The 23,088-nt window shown below is 64.4% G+C and carries 23 protein-coding genes and 3 pseudogenes; 16 read left to right on the top strand and 10 right to left on the bottom strand.

Annotated elements, in window-relative coordinates:
- Positions 1-3: 3 nt before the first annotated feature.
- The 3 genes from H7K34_RS21050 to H7K34_RS21040 are packed head-to-tail and all read right to left on the bottom strand — an operon-like array spanning position 4 to position 3,298.
- Positions 4-912, bottom strand: coding sequence for a crotonase/enoyl-CoA hydratase family protein (locus H7K34_RS21050; protein WP_264063984.1), 909 nt, complete (start codon positions 910-912; stop codon positions 4-6).
- Positions 913-926: 14 nt separating this feature from the next.
- Positions 927-1,253: a hypothetical protein gene (locus tag H7K34_RS21045; RefSeq protein WP_235616930.1), complete on the bottom strand. Its 327-nt coding sequence runs from the start codon at positions 1,251-1,253 to the stop codon at positions 927-929.
- Positions 1,250-3,298 carry a prolyl oligopeptidase family serine peptidase gene (locus H7K34_RS21040; RefSeq protein ID WP_372510831.1) on the bottom strand — a complete coding sequence of 683 codons (2,049 nt, stop codon included), beginning with the start codon at positions 3,296-3,298 and terminating at the stop codon, positions 1,250-1,252. Before H7K34_RS21040 ends, H7K34_RS21045 begins: the two co-directional genes overlap by 4 nt.
- 59 nt (positions 3,299-3,357) lie before the next feature.
- On the opposite strand from H7K34_RS21040, the gene exaC reads away from it, so the two are divergent.
- The 6 genes and pseudogenes from exaC to H7K34_RS21010 all read left to right on the top strand — a co-directional run bounded on the left by exaC (position 3,358) and on the right by H7K34_RS21010 (position 7,967).
- Positions 3,358-4,881: an acetaldehyde dehydrogenase ExaC gene (exaC, locus tag H7K34_RS21035; RefSeq protein WP_108926063.1), complete on the top strand. Its 1,524-nt coding sequence runs from the start codon at positions 3,358-3,360 to the stop codon at positions 4,879-4,881.
- Positions 4,881-5,368, top strand: a pseudogene (locus H7K34_RS21030) (DUF779 domain-containing protein). The gene exaC and the pseudogene H7K34_RS21030 overlap by 1 nt, the downstream one beginning before the upstream one ends.
- Positions 5,369-5,387: 19 nt before the next feature.
- Positions 5,388-5,666, top strand: a complete 279-nt coding sequence (locus H7K34_RS21025) for a putative holin (protein ID WP_201263609.1) — start codon at positions 5,388-5,390, stop codon at positions 5,664-5,666.
- Complete coding sequence (locus H7K34_RS21020) at positions 5,659-6,267, top strand: hypothetical protein (protein WP_264063982.1); 609 nt, start codon at positions 5,659-5,661, stop codon at positions 6,265-6,267. The genes H7K34_RS21025 and H7K34_RS21020 overlap by 8 nt, the downstream gene beginning before the upstream one ends.
- A gap of 18 nt (positions 6,268-6,285) precedes the next feature.
- Positions 6,286-7,683, top strand: coding sequence for a dihydrolipoyl dehydrogenase (gene lpdA, locus H7K34_RS21015; protein WP_264063981.1), 1,398 nt, complete (start codon positions 6,286-6,288; stop codon positions 7,681-7,683).
- A gap of 8 nt (positions 7,684-7,691) precedes the next feature.
- The gene (locus H7K34_RS21010) at positions 7,692-7,967 is read left to right on the top strand and encodes a hypothetical protein (protein WP_108926066.1); all 276 of its coding nucleotides are present in this window, start codon (positions 7,692-7,694) and stop codon (positions 7,965-7,967) included.
- Between the two features lie 4 nt (positions 7,968-7,971).
- Here H7K34_RS21010 and H7K34_RS21005 read toward each other — a convergent pair whose 3' ends face one another.
- Both H7K34_RS21005 and ramB read right to left on the bottom strand, forming a co-directional pair.
- Positions 7,972-8,550: a carboxymuconolactone decarboxylase family protein gene (locus tag H7K34_RS21005; RefSeq protein WP_108926067.1), complete on the bottom strand. Its 579-nt coding sequence runs from the start codon at positions 8,548-8,550 to the stop codon at positions 7,972-7,974.
- Positions 8,547-9,962, bottom strand: a complete 1,416-nt coding sequence (gene ramB, locus H7K34_RS21000) for an acetate metabolism transcriptional regulator RamB (RefSeq protein ID WP_108926068.1) — start codon at positions 9,960-9,962, stop codon at positions 8,547-8,549. Before ramB ends, H7K34_RS21005 begins: the two co-directional genes overlap by 4 nt.
- Positions 9,963-10,125: 163 nt before the next feature.
- Here ramB and H7K34_RS20995 point away from each other — a divergent pair, with 163 nt between their 5' ends.
- The 4 genes and pseudogenes from H7K34_RS20995 (at position 10,126) to H7K34_RS20980 (ending at position 14,450) form a co-directional block, all read left to right on the top strand.
- The gene (locus tag H7K34_RS20995) at positions 10,126-10,920 is read left to right on the top strand and encodes an acyl-[acyl-carrier-protein] thioesterase (protein ID WP_108926069.1); all 795 of its coding nucleotides are present in this window, start codon (positions 10,126-10,128) and stop codon (positions 10,918-10,920) included.
- 253 nt (positions 10,921-11,173) lie between these two features.
- The gene (gene aceA / locus H7K34_RS20990) at positions 11,174-12,460 is read left to right on the top strand and encodes an isocitrate lyase (protein ID WP_108926070.1); all 1,287 of its coding nucleotides are present in this window, start codon (positions 11,174-11,176) and stop codon (positions 12,458-12,460) included.
- Positions 12,461-12,665: 205 nt separating this feature from the next.
- A pseudogene (locus tag H7K34_RS20985) lies at positions 12,666-13,480 on the top strand (3-hydroxybutyryl-CoA dehydrogenase).
- 109 nt (positions 13,481-13,589) lie between these two features.
- Positions 13,590-14,450 carry a cyclopropane mycolic acid synthase family methyltransferase gene (locus tag H7K34_RS20980; protein WP_264063980.1) on the top strand — a complete coding sequence of 287 codons (861 nt, stop codon included), beginning with the start codon at positions 13,590-13,592 and terminating at the stop codon, positions 14,448-14,450.
- A gap of 49 nt (positions 14,451-14,499) precedes the next feature.
- Here H7K34_RS20980 and pcaA read toward each other — a convergent pair whose 3' ends face one another.
- Entirely contained in the window at positions 14,500-15,363 is an 864-nt protein-coding gene (pcaA, locus tag H7K34_RS20975) for a cyclopropane mycolic acid synthase PcaA (protein ID WP_264063979.1), read from the bottom strand.
- A 182-nt stretch (positions 15,364-15,545) separates the two neighbouring features.
- Positions 15,546-16,247 (bottom strand): TetR/AcrR family transcriptional regulator, encoded by a 702-nt coding sequence (locus H7K34_RS20970; RefSeq protein ID WP_108926074.1) that lies wholly within the window; start codon positions 16,245-16,247, stop codon positions 15,546-15,548.
- Positions 16,248-16,381: 134 nt separating this feature from the next.
- On the opposite strand from H7K34_RS20970, the gene H7K34_RS20965 reads away from it, so the two are divergent.
- From H7K34_RS20965 to deoC, 6 genes are all read left to right on the top strand, one after another.
- On the top strand, positions 16,382-17,761 hold the full coding sequence (locus H7K34_RS20965; RefSeq protein WP_372510829.1) for a DUF445 domain-containing protein: 1,380 nt from the start codon (positions 16,382-16,384) through the stop codon (positions 17,759-17,761).
- An 87-nt stretch (positions 17,762-17,848) separates the two neighbouring features.
- Complete coding sequence (locus H7K34_RS20960) at positions 17,849-18,256, top strand: helix-turn-helix domain-containing protein (protein ID WP_108926075.1); 408 nt, start codon at positions 17,849-17,851, stop codon at positions 18,254-18,256.
- A gap of 313 nt (positions 18,257-18,569) precedes the next feature.
- The gene (locus tag H7K34_RS20955; protein ID WP_108926076.1) at positions 18,570-19,178 is read left to right on the top strand and encodes a heparin-binding hemagglutinin; all 609 of its coding nucleotides are present in this window, start codon (positions 18,570-18,572) and stop codon (positions 19,176-19,178) included.
- Between the two features lie 72 nt (positions 19,179-19,250).
- Positions 19,251-19,538, top strand: a complete 288-nt coding sequence (locus H7K34_RS20950) for a DUF2516 family protein (protein WP_036466514.1) — start codon at positions 19,251-19,253, stop codon at positions 19,536-19,538.
- A gap of 4 nt (positions 19,539-19,542) precedes the next feature.
- Positions 19,543-19,980, top strand: coding sequence for a DUF2599 domain-containing protein (locus tag H7K34_RS20945; RefSeq protein WP_264063978.1), 438 nt, complete (start codon positions 19,543-19,545; stop codon positions 19,978-19,980).
- Positions 19,977-20,645: a deoxyribose-phosphate aldolase gene (gene deoC / locus H7K34_RS20940; protein ID WP_264063977.1), complete on the top strand. Its 669-nt coding sequence runs from the start codon at positions 19,977-19,979 to the stop codon at positions 20,643-20,645. The genes H7K34_RS20945 and deoC overlap by 4 nt, the downstream gene beginning before the upstream one ends.
- Positions 20,646-20,653: 8 nt before the next feature.
- Here the strand turns inward: deoC and H7K34_RS20935 are convergent, their stop codons facing one another.
- The 3 genes and pseudogenes from H7K34_RS20935 to H7K34_RS20925 form a co-directional block, all read right to left on the bottom strand.
- Positions 20,654-21,526 carry an LmeA family phospholipid-binding protein gene (locus H7K34_RS20935; protein WP_372510864.1) on the bottom strand — a complete coding sequence of 291 codons (873 nt, stop codon included), beginning with the start codon at positions 21,524-21,526 and terminating at the stop codon, positions 20,654-20,656.
- A 125-nt stretch (positions 21,527-21,651) separates the two neighbouring features.
- Complete coding sequence (locus H7K34_RS20930) at positions 21,652-22,494, bottom strand: carbon-nitrogen hydrolase family protein (protein ID WP_264063975.1); 843 nt, start codon at positions 22,492-22,494, stop codon at positions 21,652-21,654.
- A gap of 80 nt (positions 22,495-22,574) precedes the next feature.
- A pseudogene (locus H7K34_RS20925) lies at positions 22,575-23,086 on the bottom strand (DUF2505 domain-containing protein).
- Positions 23,087-23,088: the final 2 nt, after the last annotated feature.

Below are 23,088 nucleotides of genomic sequence, written 5' to 3'. Positions count from 1 at the left end.
TTACTAGCCGTCGCTATCAGGGACGATGATGTGCGAGGGATCGGGCCGCAGGTCAGCGGGAGCCTGGCTGTAGTCGCCGAACGGGCCGTCGCGTCGTTCCACCGCTGCCCGTACCCCCTGGGTTTGCGCGGTGTTGATGAAGTCCAGCGCATCGGGGGTATTGCGCATCAGACCATCCAGGATGCCGCCCAACGTCTGGGTGGAGGCCAGGCCCATGTTCTCGTAAGCCTGGTTGACGATCAGCTTCTGCGCCCGCAGCTGTGACAGCGGGATTTGCGCGAGCTCGCCGGCGATCTCGGCGACCCGCGCCTCGAGGCGTTCGAAGGGCACCGCCTCGTTGATCAGCTCGATCTCGGCGGCCTGGACGCCGGTCAGCGGCCGGCCGGTCAGCGAGTGCCACTTGGCCTTGGCCAGGCTGAGCCGGTACAGCCACATGCCGGTCAGGTAGGCCCCCCACATCCGGCTGTACGGCGTACCAATCACCGCGTCTTCGCTGGCCACGATGATGTCGGCGCACAGCGCGTAGTCGCTCGCCCCGCCGACACACCAGCCGTGCACCTGCGCAATCACCGGCTTGGACGCTCGCCAGATGGCCATGAACTTCTGCGTCGGCCCGGTCTCGCGGGCGCTGACCATCGCGAAGTCCTTACCCGGATCCCACTTGCCGTCGGTCATCATGGTCTCGCCCCAGTGCTGGAACCCGCCGCCGAAGTCGTAGCCCGCGCAGAAGGCGCGTCCCGCGCCGCGCAGCACGATGACCTTGATGTCCTGGTCTCGTTCGGCCAGGCCGATCGCCGCCTCGATCTCGTCGGGCATCGGCGGGACGATCGTGTTGAGGTGCTCGGGGCGATTCAGCGTGATGGTGGCGACCGGGCCGGCGGTTTTGTACAGCAGGGTCTCGAAGTCGGGCATACCCTCAGTGTGGGCTAGCGCTCCTCGACGGGCGGGTCCGGTACGCGATTCTCCGGAGTCGATGCGTAGATCTGGTCACCGATCTTCAAGTACGGCGTGGTGAAGTAGGCCGATCCCACGACGAGCGTGGTGAAGATCAACGTCGTGATGACGCCGTTCGGCCAGAGTTGCCCTGTCCCGAATGCAAAGAACACGATGCCCAGCGCCGAGGTTCCCCAGTAGAAGTACCGGGCTTTGCGGCGCTCGGAGATGAAGTGAAAGCGTGACTGCGCCCAGCCGGCCAGGATCAGGATTAACCCGGCTACCACCAACCCGAGTTCGATGATGTCGAGGATTTTCACGCTTGGCCTCCCAATGTCCGCCATAGGAACGAATAACTCAGTGCTGCCTTGAACGCGGCCTGCTCGTTGTCCGCCGCGCCGGCATGTCCGCCCTCGATGTTCTCGTACAACCAGACCTGATGGCCAGCGGCCTGCAGCGCCGCGACCATCTTGCGGGCGTGGCCGGGGTGCACCCGGTCGTCGCGGGTGGACGTGGTGAACAATACCTGCGGGTAGCGGCGCGTCGTCGAAATATTCTGGTAAGGCGAGTATTTGGAGATGAAGTCCCAGTCGTCGGGGTTGTCGGGATCGCCGTACTCGGCGACCCACGACGCGCCGGCCAGCAACAGGTGATAGCGCTTCATGTCCAGCAGTGGCACGTCGCAGACCAGTGCGCCGAACTTCTCGGGGTACTTGGTCGCCATGATGCCCATCAGCAGCCCGCCGTTGCTGCCGCCCTGTGCACCCAGCTGCCCGACGGTGGTGATGCCCCGGTTCACCAAATCGTCTGCCACCGCGGCGAAATCCTCGTCGACCTTGTGCCGGCCCTCGCGCATCGCCTGGGTGTGCCAACTCGGTCCATATTCGCCGCCGCCGCGAATGTTGGCCATCGCGTAGGTGCCGCCCCGGGCCAGCCACAGCCGGCCCAGCACCCCGCTGTACCCGGGTGTCTTGGAGGACTCGAACCCGCCGTAGCCGCCCAGCAGGGTCGGGCCAGGCCCTTTAGTTGATTGCGATCGCACCACAAAATACGGGATCTGGGTGCCGTCCTTCGACGGCACGAAATACTGCTTCACGTCCAGGTCTTCGGCATCGAAGAATGCCGGCGCCGACTTGATCTGCTCGAGCTGCCCGCAGCCCGTGCCGCGCAACAGCTGCGAGGGCATATCGAATCCGCTTGAATCCAAAAAGAATTCGTCGCCGGTGTCGTCGGCGGCAGCGATCACCGTATGGGTTGCCGGCGGGATGCCAGCGATTGCGGCGCGCTGCCAGCTGCCGGGCGTGACGATCTCGACCCGGCTGGCGACGTCGGCCAACGTGACGAGCAACAGCCGGTCGCGGATCCAGGCGCTCTGATGCAGGCAGGTGTGCTCGTCGGGTTCGAATACCACTCGCAAATCGGTTGTCCCGGAAAGAAATTCGTCATAGTCTGCAGCCAGCAGCGAGCCGGCGCGGTAGGTCGTGGTGCCTACTGTCCAATCGGTGCGCAGCTCGATCAGCAGCCACTCGCGGTGCACCGACACTCCCGCGTCGGTGGGCACGTCGATGCGAATCAATTCCGACCCGCGTACTTCGTAGGTCTCCGAATTCCAGAAGTCGAGGGACCGGCCCGCGAAGCTGCGCTCGAAGCCCGGCGTCCGGTCGACATTCGCCGACGCACTGACGTCGGTGCGCGTCCCTTCGAAGATCGTCTCGGCCTCGCTTCGTGGTGTGCCGCGCCGCCACCGCTTGACGATCCGCGGATATCCGGATTCGGTGAGCGAGTCGGTGCCGAAGTCGGTGCCCACCAGCACGGTATCCGGGTCGGCCCAGCCGATTTGCGACTTGGCTTCCGGGAGTGCGAACCCGTCGGGAATGAATTCGCGTGTCAGCATGTCGAATTCGCGCACTATCACCGCGTCCGAGCCGCCGCGGGAAAGATTGACCAGCGCGCGAGTGAACTCCGGTTCGATGACCGTGGCGCCGGCCCACACCCACTTCTCGTCATCGGCACGTCCCAGGGCGTCGACGTCGATCAACACGTCCCATTCGGGGGAGTCGCCGCGGTAGCTGTCCAGCGTGGTGCGCCGCCACAAACCGCGTGGGTTGGCGCCGTCGCGCCAGAAGTTGTACAGGTACTCACCGCGGCGACGCACGTACGGGATGCGAGCGTCGGTGTCGAGGATCTCTAGCGCCTCGGCCCGCATCACGTCGAAATCACCATCGCCGAATTTCGCGATGGTCGGCTCGTTACGTGCGCGCACCCAATCCAGCGCGTTGGCGGCGGTGACGTCCTCGAGCCACAGGTACGGGTCGTCGGGTGATTGGTTGTCTGGGTCGGCAACCTTTGCTGTCATGGAAGCCATTGTGGCCCCAGCGGTAATGTGAGCCGTACAACAGGTGAAGCAGAACGGGAGTCGAGCAAATGACCGTCTTCGCGCGCCCGGGTTCCAGCGGGGCCCTGATGTCTTATGAATCGCGGTACGACAACTTCATCGGCGGCCAGTGGGTCGCCCCTGCCAAGGGTCTCTACTTCGAGAACCCGACACCGGTCACGGGCCAAACGTTTTGTGAAGTGGCGCGATCCGACGAGGCCGACGTCGACAAGGCGCTCGACGCCGCGCATGCTGCCGCCCCGGCGTGGGGGAAAGCCTCCCCGGCTCAGCGGGCCGCGGTGCTGAACAAGATCGCCGATCGCATCGAGGCCAATCGGGATGCGTTGGCGGTGGCCGAGGTCTGGGACAACGGCAAGCCGATCCGCGAGACACTGGCCGCCGACATCCCGCTGGCCGCCGATCATTTCCGGTATTTCGCTGCGGCGATCCGCGCCCAGGAAGGGTCGCTGTCGCAGATCGACAAGGACACCGTCGCCTATCACTTCCACGAGCCGCTCGGGGTCGTCGGGCAGATCATCCCGTGGAACTTCCCGATCCTGATGGGCGCATGGAAGCTGGCGCCGGCGCTGGCCGCCGGCAACACCGTGGTGCTCAAGCCGGCCGAGCAGACGCCGGCGTCCATCCTCTATCTGATGTCGCTGATCGGCGACGTGATCCCGCCGGGCGTGGTCAACGTCGTCAACGGATTCGGCGTTGAGGCCGGCAAGCCGCTGGCCTCCAGCGACCGGATCAACAAGGTCTCCTTCACCGGGGAGACCAGCACGGGCCGGCTGATCATGCAGTACGCATCGCAGAATCTGATCCCGGTCACGCTGGAGCTCGGCGGCAAGAGCCCCAACATCTTCTTCTCCGACGTGATGGCTGCCAATGACAAGTTCCAGGACAAGGCCCTGGAGGGCTTCACGATGTTCGCCCTCAACCAGGGCGAGGTGTGCACCTGCCCGTCGCGCAGCCTGATCCAGTCCGACATCCATGACGAGTTCCTGGAGCTGGCCGCGATCCGGACCAAGGCGGTCCGGCAAGGCGACCCACTGGACACCGAGACCATGATCGGTTCGCAGGCCTCCAACGATCAGTTGGAAAAGATCTTGTCCTACATCGAGATCGGCAAGGGTGAGGGTGCCAAGGTCATCACCGGTGGTGAGCGGTCCGAGCTCGGTGGTGACCTGTCAGGCGGCTACTACGTGCAGCCGACGATCTTTTCCGGCAACAACAAGATGCGCGTCTTCCAGGAGGAGATCTTCGGGCCGGTCGTGACGGTGACGTCGTTCACCGACTTCAACGACGCGATGGGCATCGCCAACGACACCCTCTACGGCCTGGGCGCCGGGGTGTGGAGCCGCGACGGCAACACCGCCTACCGCGCCGGTCGCGAGATCAAGGCCGGACGGGTGTGGGTGAACTGTTACCACATGTACCCGCCGCACTCGGCGTTCGGCGGCTACAAGCAATCCGGGTTCGGCCGCGAAACCCACAAGATGGCGCTCGACCACTACCAGCAGACCAAGAACCTGTTGGTGTCCTACGCCGACAAGGCGCAGGGCTTCTTCTAATGAGTGGCCGGGCGGCCCTAGCAGGTGCGGTCATCACGGTTGCCGCCGCCGAACTGCTGGTTCGGCTGCAGGACCGCCACGGCCCGGTGATGTTCCACCAGTCCGGCGGCTGCTGCGACGGGTCGTCGCCGATGTGCTATCCATGCGGCGACTTCCTGGTCGGCGATCGTGACGTGCTGCTCGGACTTCTGGACGTGGGGGCCGAGGGTGTCGCGGTGTGGATCTCGGGCCCGCAGTACCAGGCCTGGAAACATACCCAGCTGATCATCGACGTGGTTCCCGGCCGCGGTGGCGGATTCAGCCTGGAAGCGCCCGAAGGCGTGCGGTTTCTCAGTCGCGGCCGCGTCTTCACCGATGAGGAAAAGCGCAGCTAGAGGCCGCGGCGGTGATTACCGGCGCCGCCTACGAAGCTGGCGAGCGCCCGTCGATTCGGGGCCCGGTCCTTGACCAGGCCGCGCCGGAAACGTGCCCGCCCAGCGCGGGATAACCGCAGTAATGTCGATGAGGTGATCCCGCTACCCCGGCCCTGGCTACTGGCCAGCGCGATGCTGATCGGCACCGCGGTCGGGTTGTTGGCGGGGGTGGCGCTGACCGTGGTGGTGCACACCCGGGTCCGCCCTGACATCGTCATCGCACTGGTTGTCGGGCTGCCCAGCGTGATCGGGCTGCTGACGATTCTGTTCTCCGGTCGTCGTTGGGTCACGATGCTGGGCGCGTTCATTCTCGCCATGTCGCCCGGATGGTTCGGCGTACTCGTCGGCATCGAGGTGACCGCGGGTGGCTGACGACCGTGCGTCGAACCCGGGAACCGAGCCGTTCGTTCCGGACTTCAAGGACACCGGCACGCAAGGATTCGTCCCGGACTTCGGCGACACCGGTGAGCACTCGGTGCCGTTCGTGCCGAACTTCGACGACACCGGCTCGCAGCCGATACCCGCCGCTGCGCAGAAGCCGGGGACGTCGGTGGCCAAGGTTGCGACCGAGACTCCTTCTGCCGCTTCCGAACCGGATTCCCACGCCGAGCCGGCCGGACCGGTGCAGTCGGTCACGGTGCCCGGCCGCTACCAGTACCTGAAGTGGTGGAAGTTGGTGCTGGTGATCTTCGGCGTGTGGGCCGCGACTGCCGAGGTCGGGCTGAGCCTCTTCTACTGGTGGTACCACACGATCGACAAGGCCCCGGCCGTGTTCATGGTGCTGGTCTACGTCGTCGCGTGCACCGTCGGCGGTGTGATGCTGGCGATGGTGCAGGGCAGGCCGCTCATCGCGGCGCTATCCATCGCGGTGATGTCGGGACCGTTTGCCTCCGTCGTCGCCGCGGCACCCCTGTACGGCTATTACTACTGCGCCCGCACCAGCCATTGTCTGATCGGCGTCATCCCGTATTGACCCATTAGGGTGGGTGCCGTGACTTCTCACTATGACGTCGTTGTCCTTGGAGCTGGTCCCGGCGGATATGTGGCAGCGATTCGCGCCGCGCAGCTGGGCCTGAACACCGCAGTCGTCGAGCCGAAGTACTGGGGTGGAGTCTGCCTCAACGTCGGCTGCATCCCGTCCAAGGCGCTGCTGCGCAACGCAGAACTCGTGCACATCTTCACCAAAGAGGCCAAGACGTTTGGTATCAGCGGCGAGGCGTCGTTCGATTACGGGGTCGCGTTCGACCGCAGCCGCAAAGTAGCCGAGGGCCGCGTCGCCGGCGTGCACTTCCTGATGAAGAAGAACAAGATCACCGAGATCCACGGGTACGGCCGATTCACCGACCCGCACACGCTCGCGGTCGAGCTCAATGACGGTGGCAGCGAAACGGTCACGTTCGACAACGTCATCATCGCCACCGGCAGCAGCACCCGCCTGGTTCCCGGTACCTCGCTGTCGGAGAACGTGGTCACCTACGAGGAACTGATCCTGTCCCGGGAACTGCCCGAGTCGATCATCATCGCCGGTTGCGGGGCGATCGGCATGGAGTTCGGCTACGTGCTGAAGAACTACGGCGTCGACGTGACTGTCGTCGAGTTCCTGGCGCGTGCGCTGCCCAACGAGGACGCCGAGGTATCCAAGGAGGTCGAGAAGCAGTTCAAGAAACTCGGCGTCAAGATCCTCACCGGAACGAAGGTCGAGTCCATCACCGACGATGGGTCCGTGGTCCGGGTGGCGATCAGCAAGGACGGTAAGTCAGAGGAGCTCAAGGCCGAGAAAGTCTTGCAGGCCATCGGTTTTGCGCCCAACATCGACGGGTTCGGATTGGACAAGGCCGGGGTCGCGCTGACCGACCGCGGGGCCATCGGGATCACCGACTACATGCGCACCAACGTCGAGCACATCTACGCGATCGGCGACGTCACCGGAAAGCTGCAGCTGGCCCACGTCGCGGAGGCGCAAGGTGTGGTGGCGGCCGAAACCATTGCCGGCGCAGAGACTTTGGCGCTCGGCGACTACCGGATGCTGCCGCGTGCGACGTTCTGCCAGCCGAACGTCGCCAGCTTCGGGTTGACCGAGGAGCAGGCCCGGGAGGAAGGCTACGACGTCGTGGTGGCCAAATTCCCGTTCACGGCCAACGCGAAAGCACATGGTGTGGGTGACCCCAGCGGCTTCGTGAAACTGATCGCCGACGCTAAATACGGCGAATTGATCGGCGGACACCTGGTCGGTCATGACGTGTCCGAGCTGCTGCCCGAGCTCACCCTGGCGCAGAAATGGGACCTGACGGCGAACGAGCTGGCCCGCAACGTGCACACCCACCCGACCATGTCCGAGGCGCTGCAGGAGTGCTTCCACGGCCTGACCGGCCACATGATCAACTTCTGAGTCGGGCGATGATTCGCGGCGAAAGCATAATCGGTGCCATCGGCGGGGCGGCCGCTGGTTATGTGCTGTGGCTGATCGCCATTTCGTTCGCGGGCGACAATGCGACGGTGGGCAACTGGGGTCCACTGGTGTTGCTGGGGTCGGCGGTGCTGGGAGTCGTCGCCGCGCTCTGGGGTTGGCGAATGCGCCGGCGCCGCAAGTATCTGTGGGCCGCGTTTGCGTTCGACCTACCGATATTGCCGGTGCTTCTGACGCTGGCCGTGCTCGCCGACGTCTACGCCTGAGGCGTTACCTCGGGTTGTCTAACTCGATGTTCAGCGCGGTTATCGTCGCGGCTAGCCCGTCGTATTGCGTTGCGAGCAAGCAAAATTCGATGAGCCGACGGCGGTCGAGGTGCAACGCCAGTTGCTGCCAGGTGTCTTCGCTGATGGACCGGTTCTTGATCAGCTCGTCGGTCGCGTTCAGCAGCGCCTGTTGGCGGGCGCTGAGTATCACTTTGGGGCCGTCGCCGTCCGGAACTTCGGGCCAGGCGAATATCGTCTCCTGCACGTGAGCGTCCAGACCGTATTGGCGTCCCATCCGCCGATGGTGTTGCAGCTCGTATTCGCTCGAGCGCAGATGCGCGACGCGCAGGATCACCAATTCGGTGTCCACACGCGGTAATCGGCCGCGCAGCAGCCGCCCGCCGTAAACCGACCACGCCCAGAACAGCCCTTGGCGCTGGCCGAGCGTGGTGAACAGATGCATCTCCGGCGCGGAGACCGTGCGTGCGGCCGCCTTCGCGAGCACCCAGTTGATCGGCCCGAGCCGGCGCAGTTTGGTGGTGGACGGGATGCGGGCGATGTGGCCGTCCTGTGTGTCACTCATGGCTGCTTCACCAAGTATGGAGAAACCGTGCTGCGGTGCTCGTCGAGATCGAGTGCGCGGCCCAGAGCGGGGAAGGCTCGCTGTGGACAGTTATCGCGTTCGCAGACACGGCAACCCGCGCCGATGGGTGTGGCAACGTCTCCCGACAAGTCGAGTCCTTCCGAGTAGACCAGCCGGTGCGCGTGCCGCAGCTCGCAGCCCAGCCCGATCGCGAAGGTTTTACCTGGCTGACCATACCGGGCAGCGCGGCGCTCAACGGTGCGGGCCACCCACATGTAGTTGCGTCCGTCGGGCATCTGGGCAATCTGCACCAAGATATTGCCCGGGTTGGCAAACGTCTCGTACACGTTCCACAGCGGGCAGGTCCCGCCGCTAGAGGAGAAGTGAAAACCTGTGGCGGACTGACGTTTCGACATATTGCCGGCGCGATCCACCCGGACGAACGAGAACGGCACACCGCGCATCGACGGTCGCTGCATCGTCGAGAGTCGGTGTGCGATGGTTTCGTAGCTCACCGAGTAGAACGCCGACAGCCGCTCGACGTCGTAGCGGAAGTTCTCGGTGACGTCGTGGAATTGGCGGTAGGGCAGCACCGCCGCGGCGGCGAAGTAATTGGCCAGTCCGAGCCGGGCCAGCGTGTGGGATTCCTCGCTGGTGAATTTGCCCTCGGACACCATGCTGTCGATCAGGTCACCGAACTCCAGGTAGGCCAATTCGGCGGCCATCTTGAAGACCTGCTGTCCCAGCGAGAGGTGATTGCTCATCTCCAGCGTCTTGGTCTTCGGCTCGAAGCGGTGCAGCACCGTGTCACCGAGGTCGATGCGCCTATTGATGTGTACGCCGTGCACCTCGGTGAGCCGACGCGTTAGTTCGCGGGCCAGGTCGCCGTGGTTCAGCCGGGTATGGACCGTGAGGTCCTCGGCCGCGGTGTCCAGCTCGTGCAGGTAGTTCTGCCGCTGGTAGAAGTAGTCGCGCACCTCTTCGTGCGGCATGGTGATCGATCCGCTGCCACTGCCGTCGGAGTAGCGCTCCTCGGTGGCGGCCGCCAGCTGCGCGGTGGTGAGGCGGTAGCGCCGGTGCAGGTTGACCACCGCGCGGGCCAGGGCGGGATGGGTGTTGACCATCTCGGCGACCTCGGGCGGATCGATGTTGATGTCCAGATCGCGATCCATGGTCACCTCGCGCAGCTCGGCGACCAGGCGGGTGTCGTCATGGGAGGCGAAGAAGGTCGCGTCCACACCGAACACCTCGGTGATCCGCAGCAGCACGGCCACCGTCAGCGGGCGAACGTCGTGCTCGATCTGGTTGAGGTAGCTCGGCGAGATCTCGAGCAGCTGGGCCAGCGCGGCCTGAGAGAACCCGCGTTCGTTGCGCAGCTGGCGAACCCGTGAGCCGACGAACGTTTTCGACATTTAACGCAGTCTACCTGCATTGCGAAGGAAGGATTCGCAGACTTGGCAGCCGACAGCCGGCGTCGCCAGGTTTGGTGTTTGTCTGCCGTCGTTGGCATGATTCGCATCGGGTCCTCGGGTACACCCCGGGGTAACTGACGCACGTTAATTGGGGAGCGAAGTCGTGAGCCTGGATAAATCAATGATGCCGGTGCCCGACGGTCACCCCGACGTGTTCGACCGCGAATGGCCGCTTCGGGTTGGCGACATCGACCGCACCGGCCGGTTGCGGTTGGACGCCGCGTGCCGGCACATCCAGGATGTCGGGCAGGACCAGCTGCGCGAGATGGGCTTTGAGGAGACCCATCCGCTGTGGATCGTCCGGCGGACAATGCTCGACCTGATCCGCCCCATCGAGTTCCAGGACATGCTGCGGTGTCGCCGCTGGTGTTCGGGCACGTCGAACCGGTGGTGTGAGATGCGGGTTCGGGTCGACGGACGCAAGGGCGGCCTGATCGAATCCGAGGCCTTCTGGATCAACATCAACCGGGAGACTCAGATGCCGTCGCGCATCTCCGACGACTTCCTGGAGGGCCTTCACAAGACCACGTCCGTCGATCGGCTGCGGTGGAAGGGCTATCTGAAGCCCGGCAGTCGCGACGATGCGACGGAGATCCACGAGTTCCCGCTGCGCGTCACCGACATCGACCTGTTCGACCACATGAACAACTCCGTTTATTGGAGCGTCATCGAGGACTATCTCGCGTCGCACCTGGAATTGATGCGGGCACCGCTGCGCATCACCATCGAGCACGAGGCTCCGGTGGGGCTGGGCGACAAGCTGGAGATCATCTCGCACGTCCATCCCGCCGGATCGACCGAGCAATTCGGTGCCGGACTGTCCGATCGCCCTGTTACAACGCTCACATATGCGGTCGGGGACGAGACAAAAGCGGTCGCTTCGCTCTTCAATCTTTAACCGGACAAGCGTCCCGTTAAATTAGCCGTGACCTGCGGATTTTAGTTACTGGCGGGTAGTTTCTGGAACGGTTCAGTTGCCGTTTACCTTCGCAGAATTTGCAAAATCGCGGCTTGGTCGTGGCCGAAATTGGCAATCAAAATGGGTGGACCAGCATCAACAGGCTGTGCGATCGTCGTGTTAACACACGAGTGAAGCTGTTATCGAACGCTGGTACGGCTTAACAAATTTTGACTGTTAAGGAGTAGCCCAAATGTCTGTTGTTGGCACCCCGAAGAGCGCCGAGCAGATCCAGCATGACTGGGACACCAACCCGCGCTGGAAGGACACCAGCCGCACCTACACCGCCCAGGATGTGGTGGCCCTGCAGGGCAGCGTCGTCGAGGAGAACACGCTGGCCCGTCGCGGTGCCGAGGTGCTGTGGGAGCAGCTGCACGACCTGGAGTACATCAACGCCCTGGGTGCCCTGACCGGCAACATGGCCGTGCAGCAGGTACGCGCCGGCCTGAAGGCGATCTACCTGTCCGGTTGGCAGGTCGCCGGCGACGCGAACCTGTCCGGCCACACCTACCCGGATCAGAGCCTGTACCCGGCGAACTCGGTGCCGCAGGTCATCCGTCGCATCAACAACGCGCTGCTGCGCGCCGACGAGATCGCCAAGGTCGAGGGTGACCGGTCGGTGGAGAACTGGCTGGCACCGATCGTCGCTGACGGTGAGGCCGGCTTCGGTGGCGCTCTCAATGTGTACGAGCTTCAGAAGGCGATGATCGCCGCAGGCGTCGCGGGGTCGCACTGGGAAGATCAGCTGGCTTCGGAGAAGAAATGCGGCCACCTCGGTGGCAAGGTGCTGATCCCGACCCAGCAGCACATCCGCACCCTGACCTCGGCGCGTCTGGCCGCCGACGTCGCCGGTGTGCCGACGGTCGTGATCGCTCGCACCGATGCCGAGGCGGCCACCTTGATCACCTCGGACGTCGACGGGCGCGACCAGCCGTTCATCACCGGTGAGCGGACCAAGGAAGGCTTCTACCGCGTCCGCAACGGCCTCGAGCCCTGCATCGCGCGGGCCAAGGCCTACGCGCCGTACTCCGACCTGATCTGGATGGAGACCGGGACTCCGGACCTCGAGCTCGCGGCCAAGTTCGCCGAGGGTGTCAAGTCCGAGTTCCCCGACCAGATGCTGGCCTACAACTGCTCGCCTTCCTTCAACTGGCGCAAGCACCTGGACGACTCCACCATCGCGAAGTTCCAAAAAGAGCTTGGCGCAATGGGATTCAAGTTCCAGTTCATCACGCTGGCCGGCTTCCACGCGCTGAACTACTCGATGTTCGATCTGGCCTACGGCTACGCCCGCAACCAGATGAGCGCCTACGTCGAGCTGCAGGAGCGCGAGTTCGCCGCCGAAGAGCGTGGCTACACCGCGACCAAGCACCAGCGCGAGGTCGGTGCCGGTTACTTCGACCGCATCGCCACCACGGTCGACCCGACGTCGTCGACCACCGCGCTGGCCGGTTCCACCGAAGAGGGTCAGTTTCACTGAGGACGAGCGGGCTTTGGCCGCGAGGACGAAGTGAAACCGACGGCCGAAGTCACTGAGCTAAGCTGCGCAACTCGCGGCTGAAGTAGCATAGGCCCCGCCCAGCGATCCTGGGCGGGGCCTATTGCGGTGCAAGACACTACGAGTAGAGAGAAACGCAGTGAGCGACAAAGGGATTCAGCGGGTTGGGGTCGTCGGAGCCGGCCAGATGGGGTCCGGAATCGCCGAAGTTTCGGTCCGCGCCGGTGTCGCCGTCACGGTGTACGAGTCCACCGAGGCACTGATCACGGCCGGCCGCAACCGCATCGTGAAGTCGCTGGAGCGCGGCGTCAGCGCGGGCAAAGTCACCGAGCGCGAGCGCGACCGCGCTCTGAGCCAGCTCACCTTCACCACCGATCTGAAGGACCTCGCCGACCGCCAGCTGGTGATCGAGGCGATTATCGAGGACGCCGCCGTCAAGGCTGAAGTCTTCGCGAAACTCGACGAGGTAATCACCGATCCCGACGCGGTGCTCGCGTCGAACACTTCGAGCATTCCGATCATGAAGATCGCGGCGGCCACCAAGAACCCCCAGCGGGTGTTGGGTCTGCACTTCTTCAACCCGGTGCCGGTGCTGCCGCTGGTCGAATTGGTCAGCACGCTGGTCACCGACGAAGCCGCCGCCGCTCGTACCGAAGAGTTTGCCGGTGCGGTGCTGGGCAAGCAGGTGGTGCGCTGTTCTGACCGATCCGGATTCGTGGTGAATGCCCTTCTGGTGCCCTATCTGCTGTCCGCTATCCGGATGGTGGAGGCGGGATTCGCCACCGTCGAGGATGTGGACAAGGCGGTCGTCGCCGGCCTGTCGCACCCGATGGGTCCGCTGCGGCTGTCGGATCTTGTTGGCTTGGACACACTGAAACTGATCGCCGACAAGCTGTTCGAGGAGTTCAAGGAACCGCACTTCGGTCCGCCGCGCTGCTGCTGCGGATGGTCGAGGCGGGCATGCTGGGCAAAAAGTCGGGTCAGGGCTTCTACGCGTACTGAACCGCCTAGCATATTTCTGCACCGACCTGCGCATTGTCGTTGTGAGAAGCATGTGAGCACGTCGGGTATCATTTTTGGCGGTCACCAAAGCGAGAGGTATTTATTTAGCATGACGCAGCTCAGGCCGTATTACGAAGAGTCGCAGTCCATCTACGACGTCTCGGACGAGTTTTTCGCATTGTTCCTGGACCCGACGATGGGTTACACGTGCGCTTACTTCGAGCGTGACGACATGACGCTGGAAGAGGCGCAGAACGCGAAGTTCGACTTGGCGCTGGGCAAGCTGAACCTCGAGCCCGGCATGACGTTGCTCGACATCGGTTGCGGCTGGGGCGGCGCGCTGCAACGAGCGGTTGAGAAGTTCGACGTTAACGTCATCGGAATCACGCTGAGCCGCAATCAGTTCGAGTACAGCAAGGCCAGGCTGGCCAAGGTTCCTACCGAACGCACCGTCGAGGTGCGCCTGCAGGGCTGGGAAGAATTCGAGGACCGGGTCGACCGGATCGTCACCATCGGCGCCTTCGAAGCCTTCAAGTCGGAGCGTTACCCCGCGTTCTTCGACCGTGCCTACAACGTTCTTCCCAACGACGGCAGGATGCTGCTGCACACAATTCTGGCGCAGACTCAGAAGTCGATGTTCGAAAAGGGCATCAAATTGACGATGAACGATATCCGTTTCGCGAAGTTCATCGGCGACGTGATTTTCCCGGGTGGGCGGTTGCCGGCCGTGGAGGACCTCTTGCAGCTTGCGCCGGACGCCGGATTCACGGTCGAGAAGGTGCAATTGCTGCAGCCGCATTACGCCCGGACGCTGAATATGTGGGCCGCCAACCTCGAGGCCAACAAGGACAAGGCGATCGAGATCCAGTCCGAAGACATCTACGACCGCTATATGCATTACCTCACGGGCTGCGAGAACTTCTTCAACAAGGGCATCACCGACGTAGGCCAATTCACCTGCGTCAAGTAGACCCCAGCAGAAAGGGCGGGCCGGGCTGTTTGTCCCGGCCCGCTTTCGTTTACTTTTCCAGCGTGAACTGGTCGACGTCGGTGTAGCCTTGGCGGAACAGCTTGGCGCAACCGGTCAAGTACTTCATGTAGCGGTCGTAGACCTCTTGAGACTGGATCTCGATCGCCTTGTCCTTGTTGGCTTCCAGCGCGGCGGCCCACATGTCCAGGGTTCGCGCATAGTGCAGCTGCAGCGACTGGACCCGGGTGATCTTAAAGCCGGCGTCGCTAGCATGCTCTTCCACCAACTGAGCGGTGGGCAGCCAGCCGCCGGGAAAGATCTCGGCCAGGATGATCTGTGTGAAGTGAACGACTTCGTGGGTCAGCGGTCGGCCGTTTGCCCGGGTCTCCTTGAACGTGGGGCGCGCGATGGTGTGCAGCATCATCACGCCGTCGGCCGGCAGTACTCGATAGGCCATCTCGAAGAAGCGGCCCCAGCGCGCGCGGCCGAAGTGCTCGAATGCACCGATTGAAACGATCCGGTCGACCGGCTCGTCGAATTTCTCCCAGCCTTCCAGCAACACCCTCCGAGTGCGCTCGGTGTCCAGCTGATCGAAGGATTTCTGGACGTGCTCGGCCTGGTTCTGGGACAACGTCAGGCCCACGACATTGACGTCGTACTTCTCGATGGCCCGCCGCAGGGTGGCACCCCAGCCGCAGCCGACATCCAGCAATGTCATCCCGGGTTCGAGGTGCAACTTGGACAGCGACAGGTCGATCTTGGCGAGCTGCGCCTCTTGCAGGGTCATGTCGTCGCGCTCGAAGTACGCGCAGCTGTAGGTCTGCGAAGGGTCCAGAAAAAGCCGGAAGAAATCGTCAGACAGGTCGTAGTGTGCTTGCACGTTTCCGAATTGCGGCGTGAGCTGCACGGCCATAACGAAAAACGCCTTTCTGTATCCCGGAGGAGGAAACGAATCGGGAGGGAACCTATCGACCTCCGGTGCATGCCTCACTGCATGCTAGCGGGTTCGACCGGCACAGGTTGTGCTCGCGGCCGTCACCTAGAGTCACATGGAGCAGGGGCAATTCACAAAACGAGCGGCACGCCGGGGATCGTTCAGGACTCGCGCGGGGGCACGATCGGCGAAGGATGGGGTTCCTCGCGGAACTTCTCCAGCGATCCGCCCACTTCGACGATTCCGCACAGTGCATTCCAGCTAAGCATGGTCAAGTAGTCGATCAGTTCGTCTCTGCTCATCCGCGGGTTCGACATCCACGAGTGAGTGGCCAATTGCACACCGCCGACGATCAAGTAGGACCATGGCTCCGCGCCGCCGGTGTCCATCCCGGCCTGCTCCATGCGGCGGCGCAGCATCACCGCGATCATGCGGGCGATGATCCGCTCGGAGTCGGCGATCACCTTGCTTTTGCTGGCCGAGCTGTTCGCCATCACAAACCGGTATGGCTCCGGTTCGTTCGCGACGGTGTCGACGTAGACGCGGATCACCGCGCGGGTCAGGTCGATGCCGTCGAGATTGGAGGACAGCGCCGCGGCCATGTTCGGAATCAGCGTGGTCTGCGCGATCCGGCGCATCACCGCGGTCGTCAAATCGTTCTTGTCGACGAAGTAGCGGTACAGAACCGTCTTGGAAACCCCGATCTCCGCCGCGATCTCGTCCATGCTGAGGTAGCGGCCATGTCGGCGAATTGCCTCGATCGTGCCGTCAACCAGCTCATTGCGACGCTCGACCTTGTGTTGATGCCAGCGCCGCTTGCGACCGTCCGTCTTAACGATTACAGCCGGGATTTGCTCTGTCACTGTCGACGATTCCCATTCACTAGACGTCCCCGATACTACGACGGAGGGGGTCTGTTTGGCGGACGGGACGCCATCTCCGGGGACGGCGGGCGGTGGTGTCGTAACACGAATTGGCCCAGGCGATACATGATGGTGTGGTGGTACATAGAGCCTCGCCGAGAACCGAGGCATCGGAGCCGGCCGCCCCGCGGCCGCAGCCAACCACGTCGTCAGAGGCGCAGCGGACCCGCACATCCTTCGCGGAGTCATTCGCTGGAGCCGACCCGGAGGCGGACGCGCAGCGCCGGATAGGGCTGCGCCGGATGAAATTGGTGGCATTGAGTTTCTTGATTGGTGCCACCGGCGTGTTCCTCGCCTGTCGATGGGCGCAGGCGCACGGCAGCGTGGGCGTCTGGGTCGGCTATGTCGGTGCGGCCGCCGAGGCGGGCATGGTGGGTGCCCTCGCGGACTGGTTCGCGGTGACCGCGTTGTTCAAGCACCCGCTGGGCATACCGATCCCGCACACCGCGATCATCAAGCGGAAGAAGGACCAACTCGGCGAGGGTCTGGGGACCTTTGTGCGGGAGAACTTCCTGTCGCCGGCGGTGGTGGAGACGAAGCTGCGCGACGCCCAGGTGTCCGGGCGGCTCGGCAAGTGGCTTTCGGAGCGGGCGCACGCCGAGCGGGTGGCGAGCGAGGCTGCGACGGTGCTTCGCGTGCTCGTCGAGCTGCTGCGTGACGAGGACGTCCAGCAGGTGATCGACAAGATGATCGTGCGGCGGATCGCCGAACCGCAGTGGGGGCCACCGGTAGGGCGGGTGCTGGCGACGCTACTCGCCGAGAACCGGCAGGAAGCCCTCATCCAGCTGCTCGCCGATCGGGCCTTTCAGTGGTCCCTGAACGCGGGCGAGATCATCCAGCGAGTAGTCGAGCGTGACTCGCCGACCTGGTCGCCGCGGTTCGTCGACCATCTCGTCGGCGACCGCATCCACCGCGAATTGATGGACTTCACCGACAAGGTGCGGCGCAACCCCGACCACGAGTTGCGCCGTTCGGCGACCCGCTTCCTGTTCGAGTTCGCCGACGACCTGCAACACGACCCGGACACCATCGTGCGCGCCGACGCGATCAAAGAGCAGCTGATGGCCCGCGACGAGATCGCCAACGCGGCCGCGACGGCGTGGACGACGCTGAAGCGGCTGGTGCTCGAGGGCGTCGACGATCCGTCCAGCGCGTTGCGCACCCGCATCGCGGACGCCGTCGTTCGCATCGGGGAGTCACTGCGCGACGACGCCGAGCTACGTGACAAGGTCGACGGCTGGATTGTGCGGGCCGCTCAACATCTCGTCTCGCAGTACGGCGTCGAGATCACCGCGATCATCACCGACACGATCGAACGCTGGGATGCCGAGGAGGCGAGCCGGCGAATCGAGCTGCACGTGGGCCGTGACCTCCAATTCATTCGGATCAACGGCACCGTGGTCGGGTCGCTCGCGGGGCTGGCGATCTACGCGATAGCGCAGCGGTTCTTCTAGGGGTGCTAACTACTGCTTGCAAATGCAAGCACATGTCCGTACGCTCTGTTCCTGTCAAGGTCGGCCATCGGACCCAAGGAGCACGCAATGTCACCGGAGGAGACGCTCTCCGCCAAGGTGTCTACCGCGGCGTCCGATATCGGCAGCTTCATCAGAAGTCAGCGCGAGCTCGCTCAGGTCTCGGTGCGACAACTCGCCGAACTGGCCGGTGTCAGCAATCCCTATCTGAGCCAGGTCGAGCGCGGCCTGCGTAAACCCTCCGCCGACGTCCTCAGTCAAATCGCGAAGGCGCTGCGGGTCTCCGCCGAAGTCCTCTATGTGCGCGCCGGAATCCTTGAGCCGAGCGACAAGAGCCAGGTGCGTGACGCGATCATCACCGACACGGCGATCACCGAGCGTCAGAAGCAGATTTTGCTCGAGATCTATGCCTCATTTGCCCAGCAAAACGAATCGATCCATGAGGAGTGTCCGCCCGAATCCGATAGCCACGAGTGACGTAGCCCGGCCCGGCCCGCTCAGCTGCGAAATCGCCTGAGTTTGAGTTGGTGACGTATATCCCAAGGGCCGCCGGGTTACCTAGAAGGGAAGGATCCCTTGATCCTCATTGGTTTCAAGGCGCGGTGCGGCGCCGAAACCCACTCGATCGTCAACCTGACCCGACCAACCAGGAGGTTTCCCGGCAAGCCGCGTGCCATGTCAATCCGCGGGTCTTGACTACTCCTCGCACGAGGAGCCGACGCTTGCCTCGACTTCCAAACCAGACGCTTCACAACCCTAAGAACGACAACCAATCATGAAAGGAAAAACCATGGCTGAAAACACGAACATCGAAGAGCTTCGGGCGCCGCTGCTGGCGGCCCTGGGTGCCGCAGACTTGGCCCTGGCCACGGTGAACGAGCTGCTCGGCAGCCTGCGTGACCGGGCCGAAGACACCCGCACCGACACCCGCAGCCGGGTCGAGGAGAGCCGCGCTCGCATCGCCAAGCTGCAGGAGGACCTGCCCGAGCAGTTCACCGAGCTGCGTGAGCGCTTCACTCCCGACGAGCTGCGCAAGGCCGCCGAGGGCTACCTCGACGCCGCGACCAACCGCTACAACGAGCTGGTCGAGCGGGGCGAGGCCGCGCTGCAGCGCCTGCGGAGCCAGCGGCCCTTCGAGGAAACCACGGCTCGCGCCGAGGGCTACGTCGACCAGGCCGTCGAACTGACCCAGGAGGCCCTGGGCACCGTCGCCACGCAGACTCGCGCGGTCGGTGAGCGTGCGGCCAAGCTGGTCGGCATCGAGCTGCCCAAGAAGGCCGAGTCGGCCGGCAAGGCAGTGGCGAAGAAGGCCCCGGCCAAGAAGGCGCCCGCCAAGAAGGCCCCGGCCAAGAAGGCTCCCGCCAAGAAGACCGCGGCCAAGAAGGTCACCCAGAAGTAGTTCGGATTCCGAGTTGCCCTTCGGGGCAACTCGGATTCGACGTTTCTGACGGTGCCCGCATACCCTTAAGTCGTGAGTCACCTCGTGGGTACCGTCATGTTGGTCTTGCAGATCGGCGTCCTGGTGATGTCGGTGTACGCGTTCGTGCATGCTGCGATGCAGCGCCCCGACGCCTACACCGCCGCCGAAAAGCTGACCAAGCCGGTGTGGCTGGTGATCCTGGGCCTGGCTGTTGCGCTGACTTCCATCCTGAGCTTCGTTTTCGGCGTGCTGGGAATGGCGATCGCGGCATGCGCGGCCGGTGTGTATCTGGTCGACGTGCGGCCCAAACTTCTCGAAATTCAGGGTAAGTCGCGCTGACGCGATGAAGCCCCTGCTGGCCGCGCCTGCGGCGGCGGTTCTCGCGCTGCTGGGCCTGCTCCCGGAGACGGCCTCCGCCGATCCCGGCACCGAGACGCCGAATCCGGTGTACTCCCCGCCTTTTGTCGACCACACCGCATGGGCGCAGTGGGCACGGCTGACCAGCCTGCGGGTCTTCCCCACACCATCCGGGCGGCTGGCGTCACGGCAACCCGGCACGACAGATGCGGCCGACAAAGCCTGGTCCGAGGTGCTGGCGATGGCGCCGGACGCGGACACCCCCGGCATGCGGGCGCAATTCATCTGCCATTGGCAATTCGCCGAAACGGCGCAACCCGGCAAGACCAGCTGGAATCTCGAGCCCTGGCGGCCCGTCGTCGACGACACCGAGATGTTCGCGTCCGGGTGCAATCCCGGCGGTCCGGAAGAATCGTTCTCGTGACGCTGAATCGTGAGCAGCTGGCCGCACTCGTCGACCACACGCTGCTCAAACCCGAGGCCACCGAGGCCGATGTCGTCGCACTGATGGCCGAAGCCGCCGACTTGGGTGTCTACGCCGTCTGCGTCTCTGCGTCGATGGTGGAGGTCGCCGTCGCGGCCGGGGGCGTGCGGGTCGCGACGGTGGCGGGTTTCCCGTCGGGCAAGCACGCGTCGGCGGTCAAGGCGCAAGAGGCGGCTCGCGCGGTGGCATCCGGTGCAAGCGAAGTCGACATGGTCATCGACGTCGGCGCCGCATTGGCTTCAGAGCTGGACGCGGTGCGCTCCGACATCGCGGCGGTGCGGGCCGTGGTCCCGGGGGCCGTGCTCAAGGTGATCGTGGAATCCGCTGTGCTGTTGGGCGATTCGGACGGTCGCACGCTGACTGAGGTGTGCCGCGTCGCCGAGGAGGCCGGCGCGGACTTCGTCAAAACCTCGACCGGGTTTCACCCCGCGGGCGGGGCATCGGTGCGCGCGGTCGCGCTGATGGCCGAGACCGTCGGCGGCCGCCTCGGGGTCAAAGCCAGCGGCGGAATCCGCACCGCGGCCGACGCGATCGCGATGGTGGACGCCGGCGCGACCAGGCTTGGCCTATCGGGCACCCGGGCGGTTCTTGACGGACTCGGCTAACCCGGCGCTTAGATGTTGGCGAAGCAGGGGTTGGTGCTGCCGGTGGGAATGGTGGCGTTCTGGGTCGAGAAGTGGCTTGTCACGCCGGTAGACGTCACCTGCACGCGGTCCGCGTGGATACCCAACGGGTAATTGCCGGTCAGGTTTGCGGTGTAGGCGTCCAGCGTCGATTGCACGCTCTCTCTCGGCATGGTGAAGCCGAGCGCGTTGAAGCTCTGGATCTGCAGCTTGATCCCGGTGCCGGACACCACTGGCTTGGTGGTGATGTCGTCGAGCAATCCCTTCAGCTCGATGGTGCCGTCCGCGGGATGGGTGATCACGCTGTTGGTGACGAAGGGCCCCAGCACCGGTATCGCGTTTTGCACCGATCCCTTGATGCCGTCACTCGTCCAGGTGATGGTCGCGTCGAGCGACCCGATGGTGCCCTTCGACGACTCGGTCCTGTTCAGCTTGACGTCTTTGATGTTGATGTCGATCTTCATGCCCTTGGCATCGCGGATCTGATTGCCCGCTGTCGACACCGAGATGTTGGTGAAGTGCTGCGTCGCGAGCTGCCATAGCAACAGCGGTGCCACCCCGAACGACGCGGTGGCCTGATCCTTGACCTCGCAGGCCACCGCCTCGGCGACCTTGGTGTCGGCCACGCGCCGGGCGTACAGCTCGCCGCCGATCAATCCCGCGACGACCAGCGAAACCACGATGATGCCGATCAAAAGCAGCGACAGCGGGTCGCGCAGTCGTTTCTTCTTCGCCGGTGCCGGCTGTTCGCCGATCGGGGCAATGCGCTCGGTCGGGGCTGCGGGAGCGGGCGGCGGTGTGTAGTCGGCCTGCTGGGTGTCCGCGCCCGCCGGGTATTGCGCCGCGGTCGCGGTGTTCGGCAGCGAGCCCGCATCGTCGGCGCCCAACCCCTCGGTAGGGCCTTCGGTGAAGATTGGCCCGAAGGGTCCGTAATCCCCGGGAGGAGCCTGCGACGACGGGCCCTCGTTCGGTGGTCCTTGCGGGTTCGTCACCCGACCGATTCTGCCCTATCCCTACGAGCAAAGTCGGACTGGTTGCGCAGCACTGCGATGCTCTCCCGGGCCTTCGCGACGTTGTCGATCTCGATGTCGGCAACCACCAGCTGCGGGTTCGAGCCGGCCGAGGCGACCACCTCACCCAGCGGTGAGGCCACCAGGCTGCCGCCGACCCCCATCGGCGCACCGGAGGCAGATCCCGAGCTGTCCAGGGTGGCACCGGGATCGGCCTGACCGGCCGCGGCAACGTAGCTCATCGAGTCGAGCGCGCGGGCGCGGGCCAGCAACGTCCACTGCTCGAGCTTTCCGGGACCCGAACCCCAGGACGCGCAGACTGCGATGAGCTGGGCCCCGCGCCGGGCCAGCTCGGTGTAGAGCTCCGGAAAACGGATGTCGTAGCAAACACTCAGGCCCACTGCGACCCCGTCGACCGTGATCACCACCGGTTCCCGGCCGGGCGCCACGGTACGTGACTCGGTGAAGCCGAACGCGTCGTAGAGATGGATTTTGTCGTAATGGGTGTCCGGCTGGTTGGGAGTGCCCGGACCAGCCGCGATCAGCGTGTTCGTCACTCGCCCGTCGCCGGACGGGGTGAACATCCCGGCGATCACCGTCACGCCGGAGTCGGTCGCGATCCGCCGGACACCGTCGGCCCACGGGCCGTCGACGGGCTCGGCGATCGGTCCTAGCGGCACGCCGAACCGGCACATGGTCGCTTCGGGGAACACCACCAGGCTGGCACCGGCGGCGGCGGCTTGGGCGGTGTAGCCGCGCACCTGCTGCAGGTTCGCCGCCGGATCGCTGCCACTGAGCATTTGCGCCAACGCAATTCGCATGGCCGCCAGCTTAGGCTCGGTGACGATGCGCTCCGGTTTGCGGAGCGTTGCGGAGGCGGCCAGGTCAGCTTAGGAGCGAATCACGCGTTGTTGGTGATCCATTCCGTGGTGAAGCGGTGTTCTCTACTCACCAGATCGGCCAGATGAATGCCGATGATCTTCTCCACCTTGCCGCCGATGAGGGGGATCCGCACGTGGATGGTGATTCGGAACGTCAGACGCGCGCCGCCGCGAGCTATCGGCGACAGCTCGGCGGTGCCCGAGACGTTCACCGGGGTATCCACGATCGAGCCTTTGATGGACGCCACCGCGATGCCGTCGGTGACTGGTCCCCACGTCTCTTCGCGAGATCGCCACGGTGCAGCTGGGTGACCATGGCCGGCAGGTTGTGGCTGCGCACTTCCTGCAGCGTCACCACTTCGATGGTGCCGTCGTCCCCGGATTCACCACCGACCAGGATCGATTCCAGCCTCGCGCGGTCGACCGGAATGTCGGCCAGCCTGGCCCGCCAGTAGTCCGCCTCGCTGAAGGCCCGATGAAGCTTTTCGACACTGTCCGCGTAATCCGCGGCTAAGTCGAATGAGCGGGGCATAG

The sequence above is a fragment of the Mycobacterium montefiorense genome, assembly GCF_025823255.1.
Taxonomy (GTDB): Bacteria; Actinomycetota; Actinomycetes; order Mycobacteriales; family Mycobacteriaceae; genus Mycobacterium; species Mycobacterium montefiorense.
Note: the sequence above shows the minus strand (reverse complement) of the source record. Positions and strands in the feature narration are given on the sequence as shown.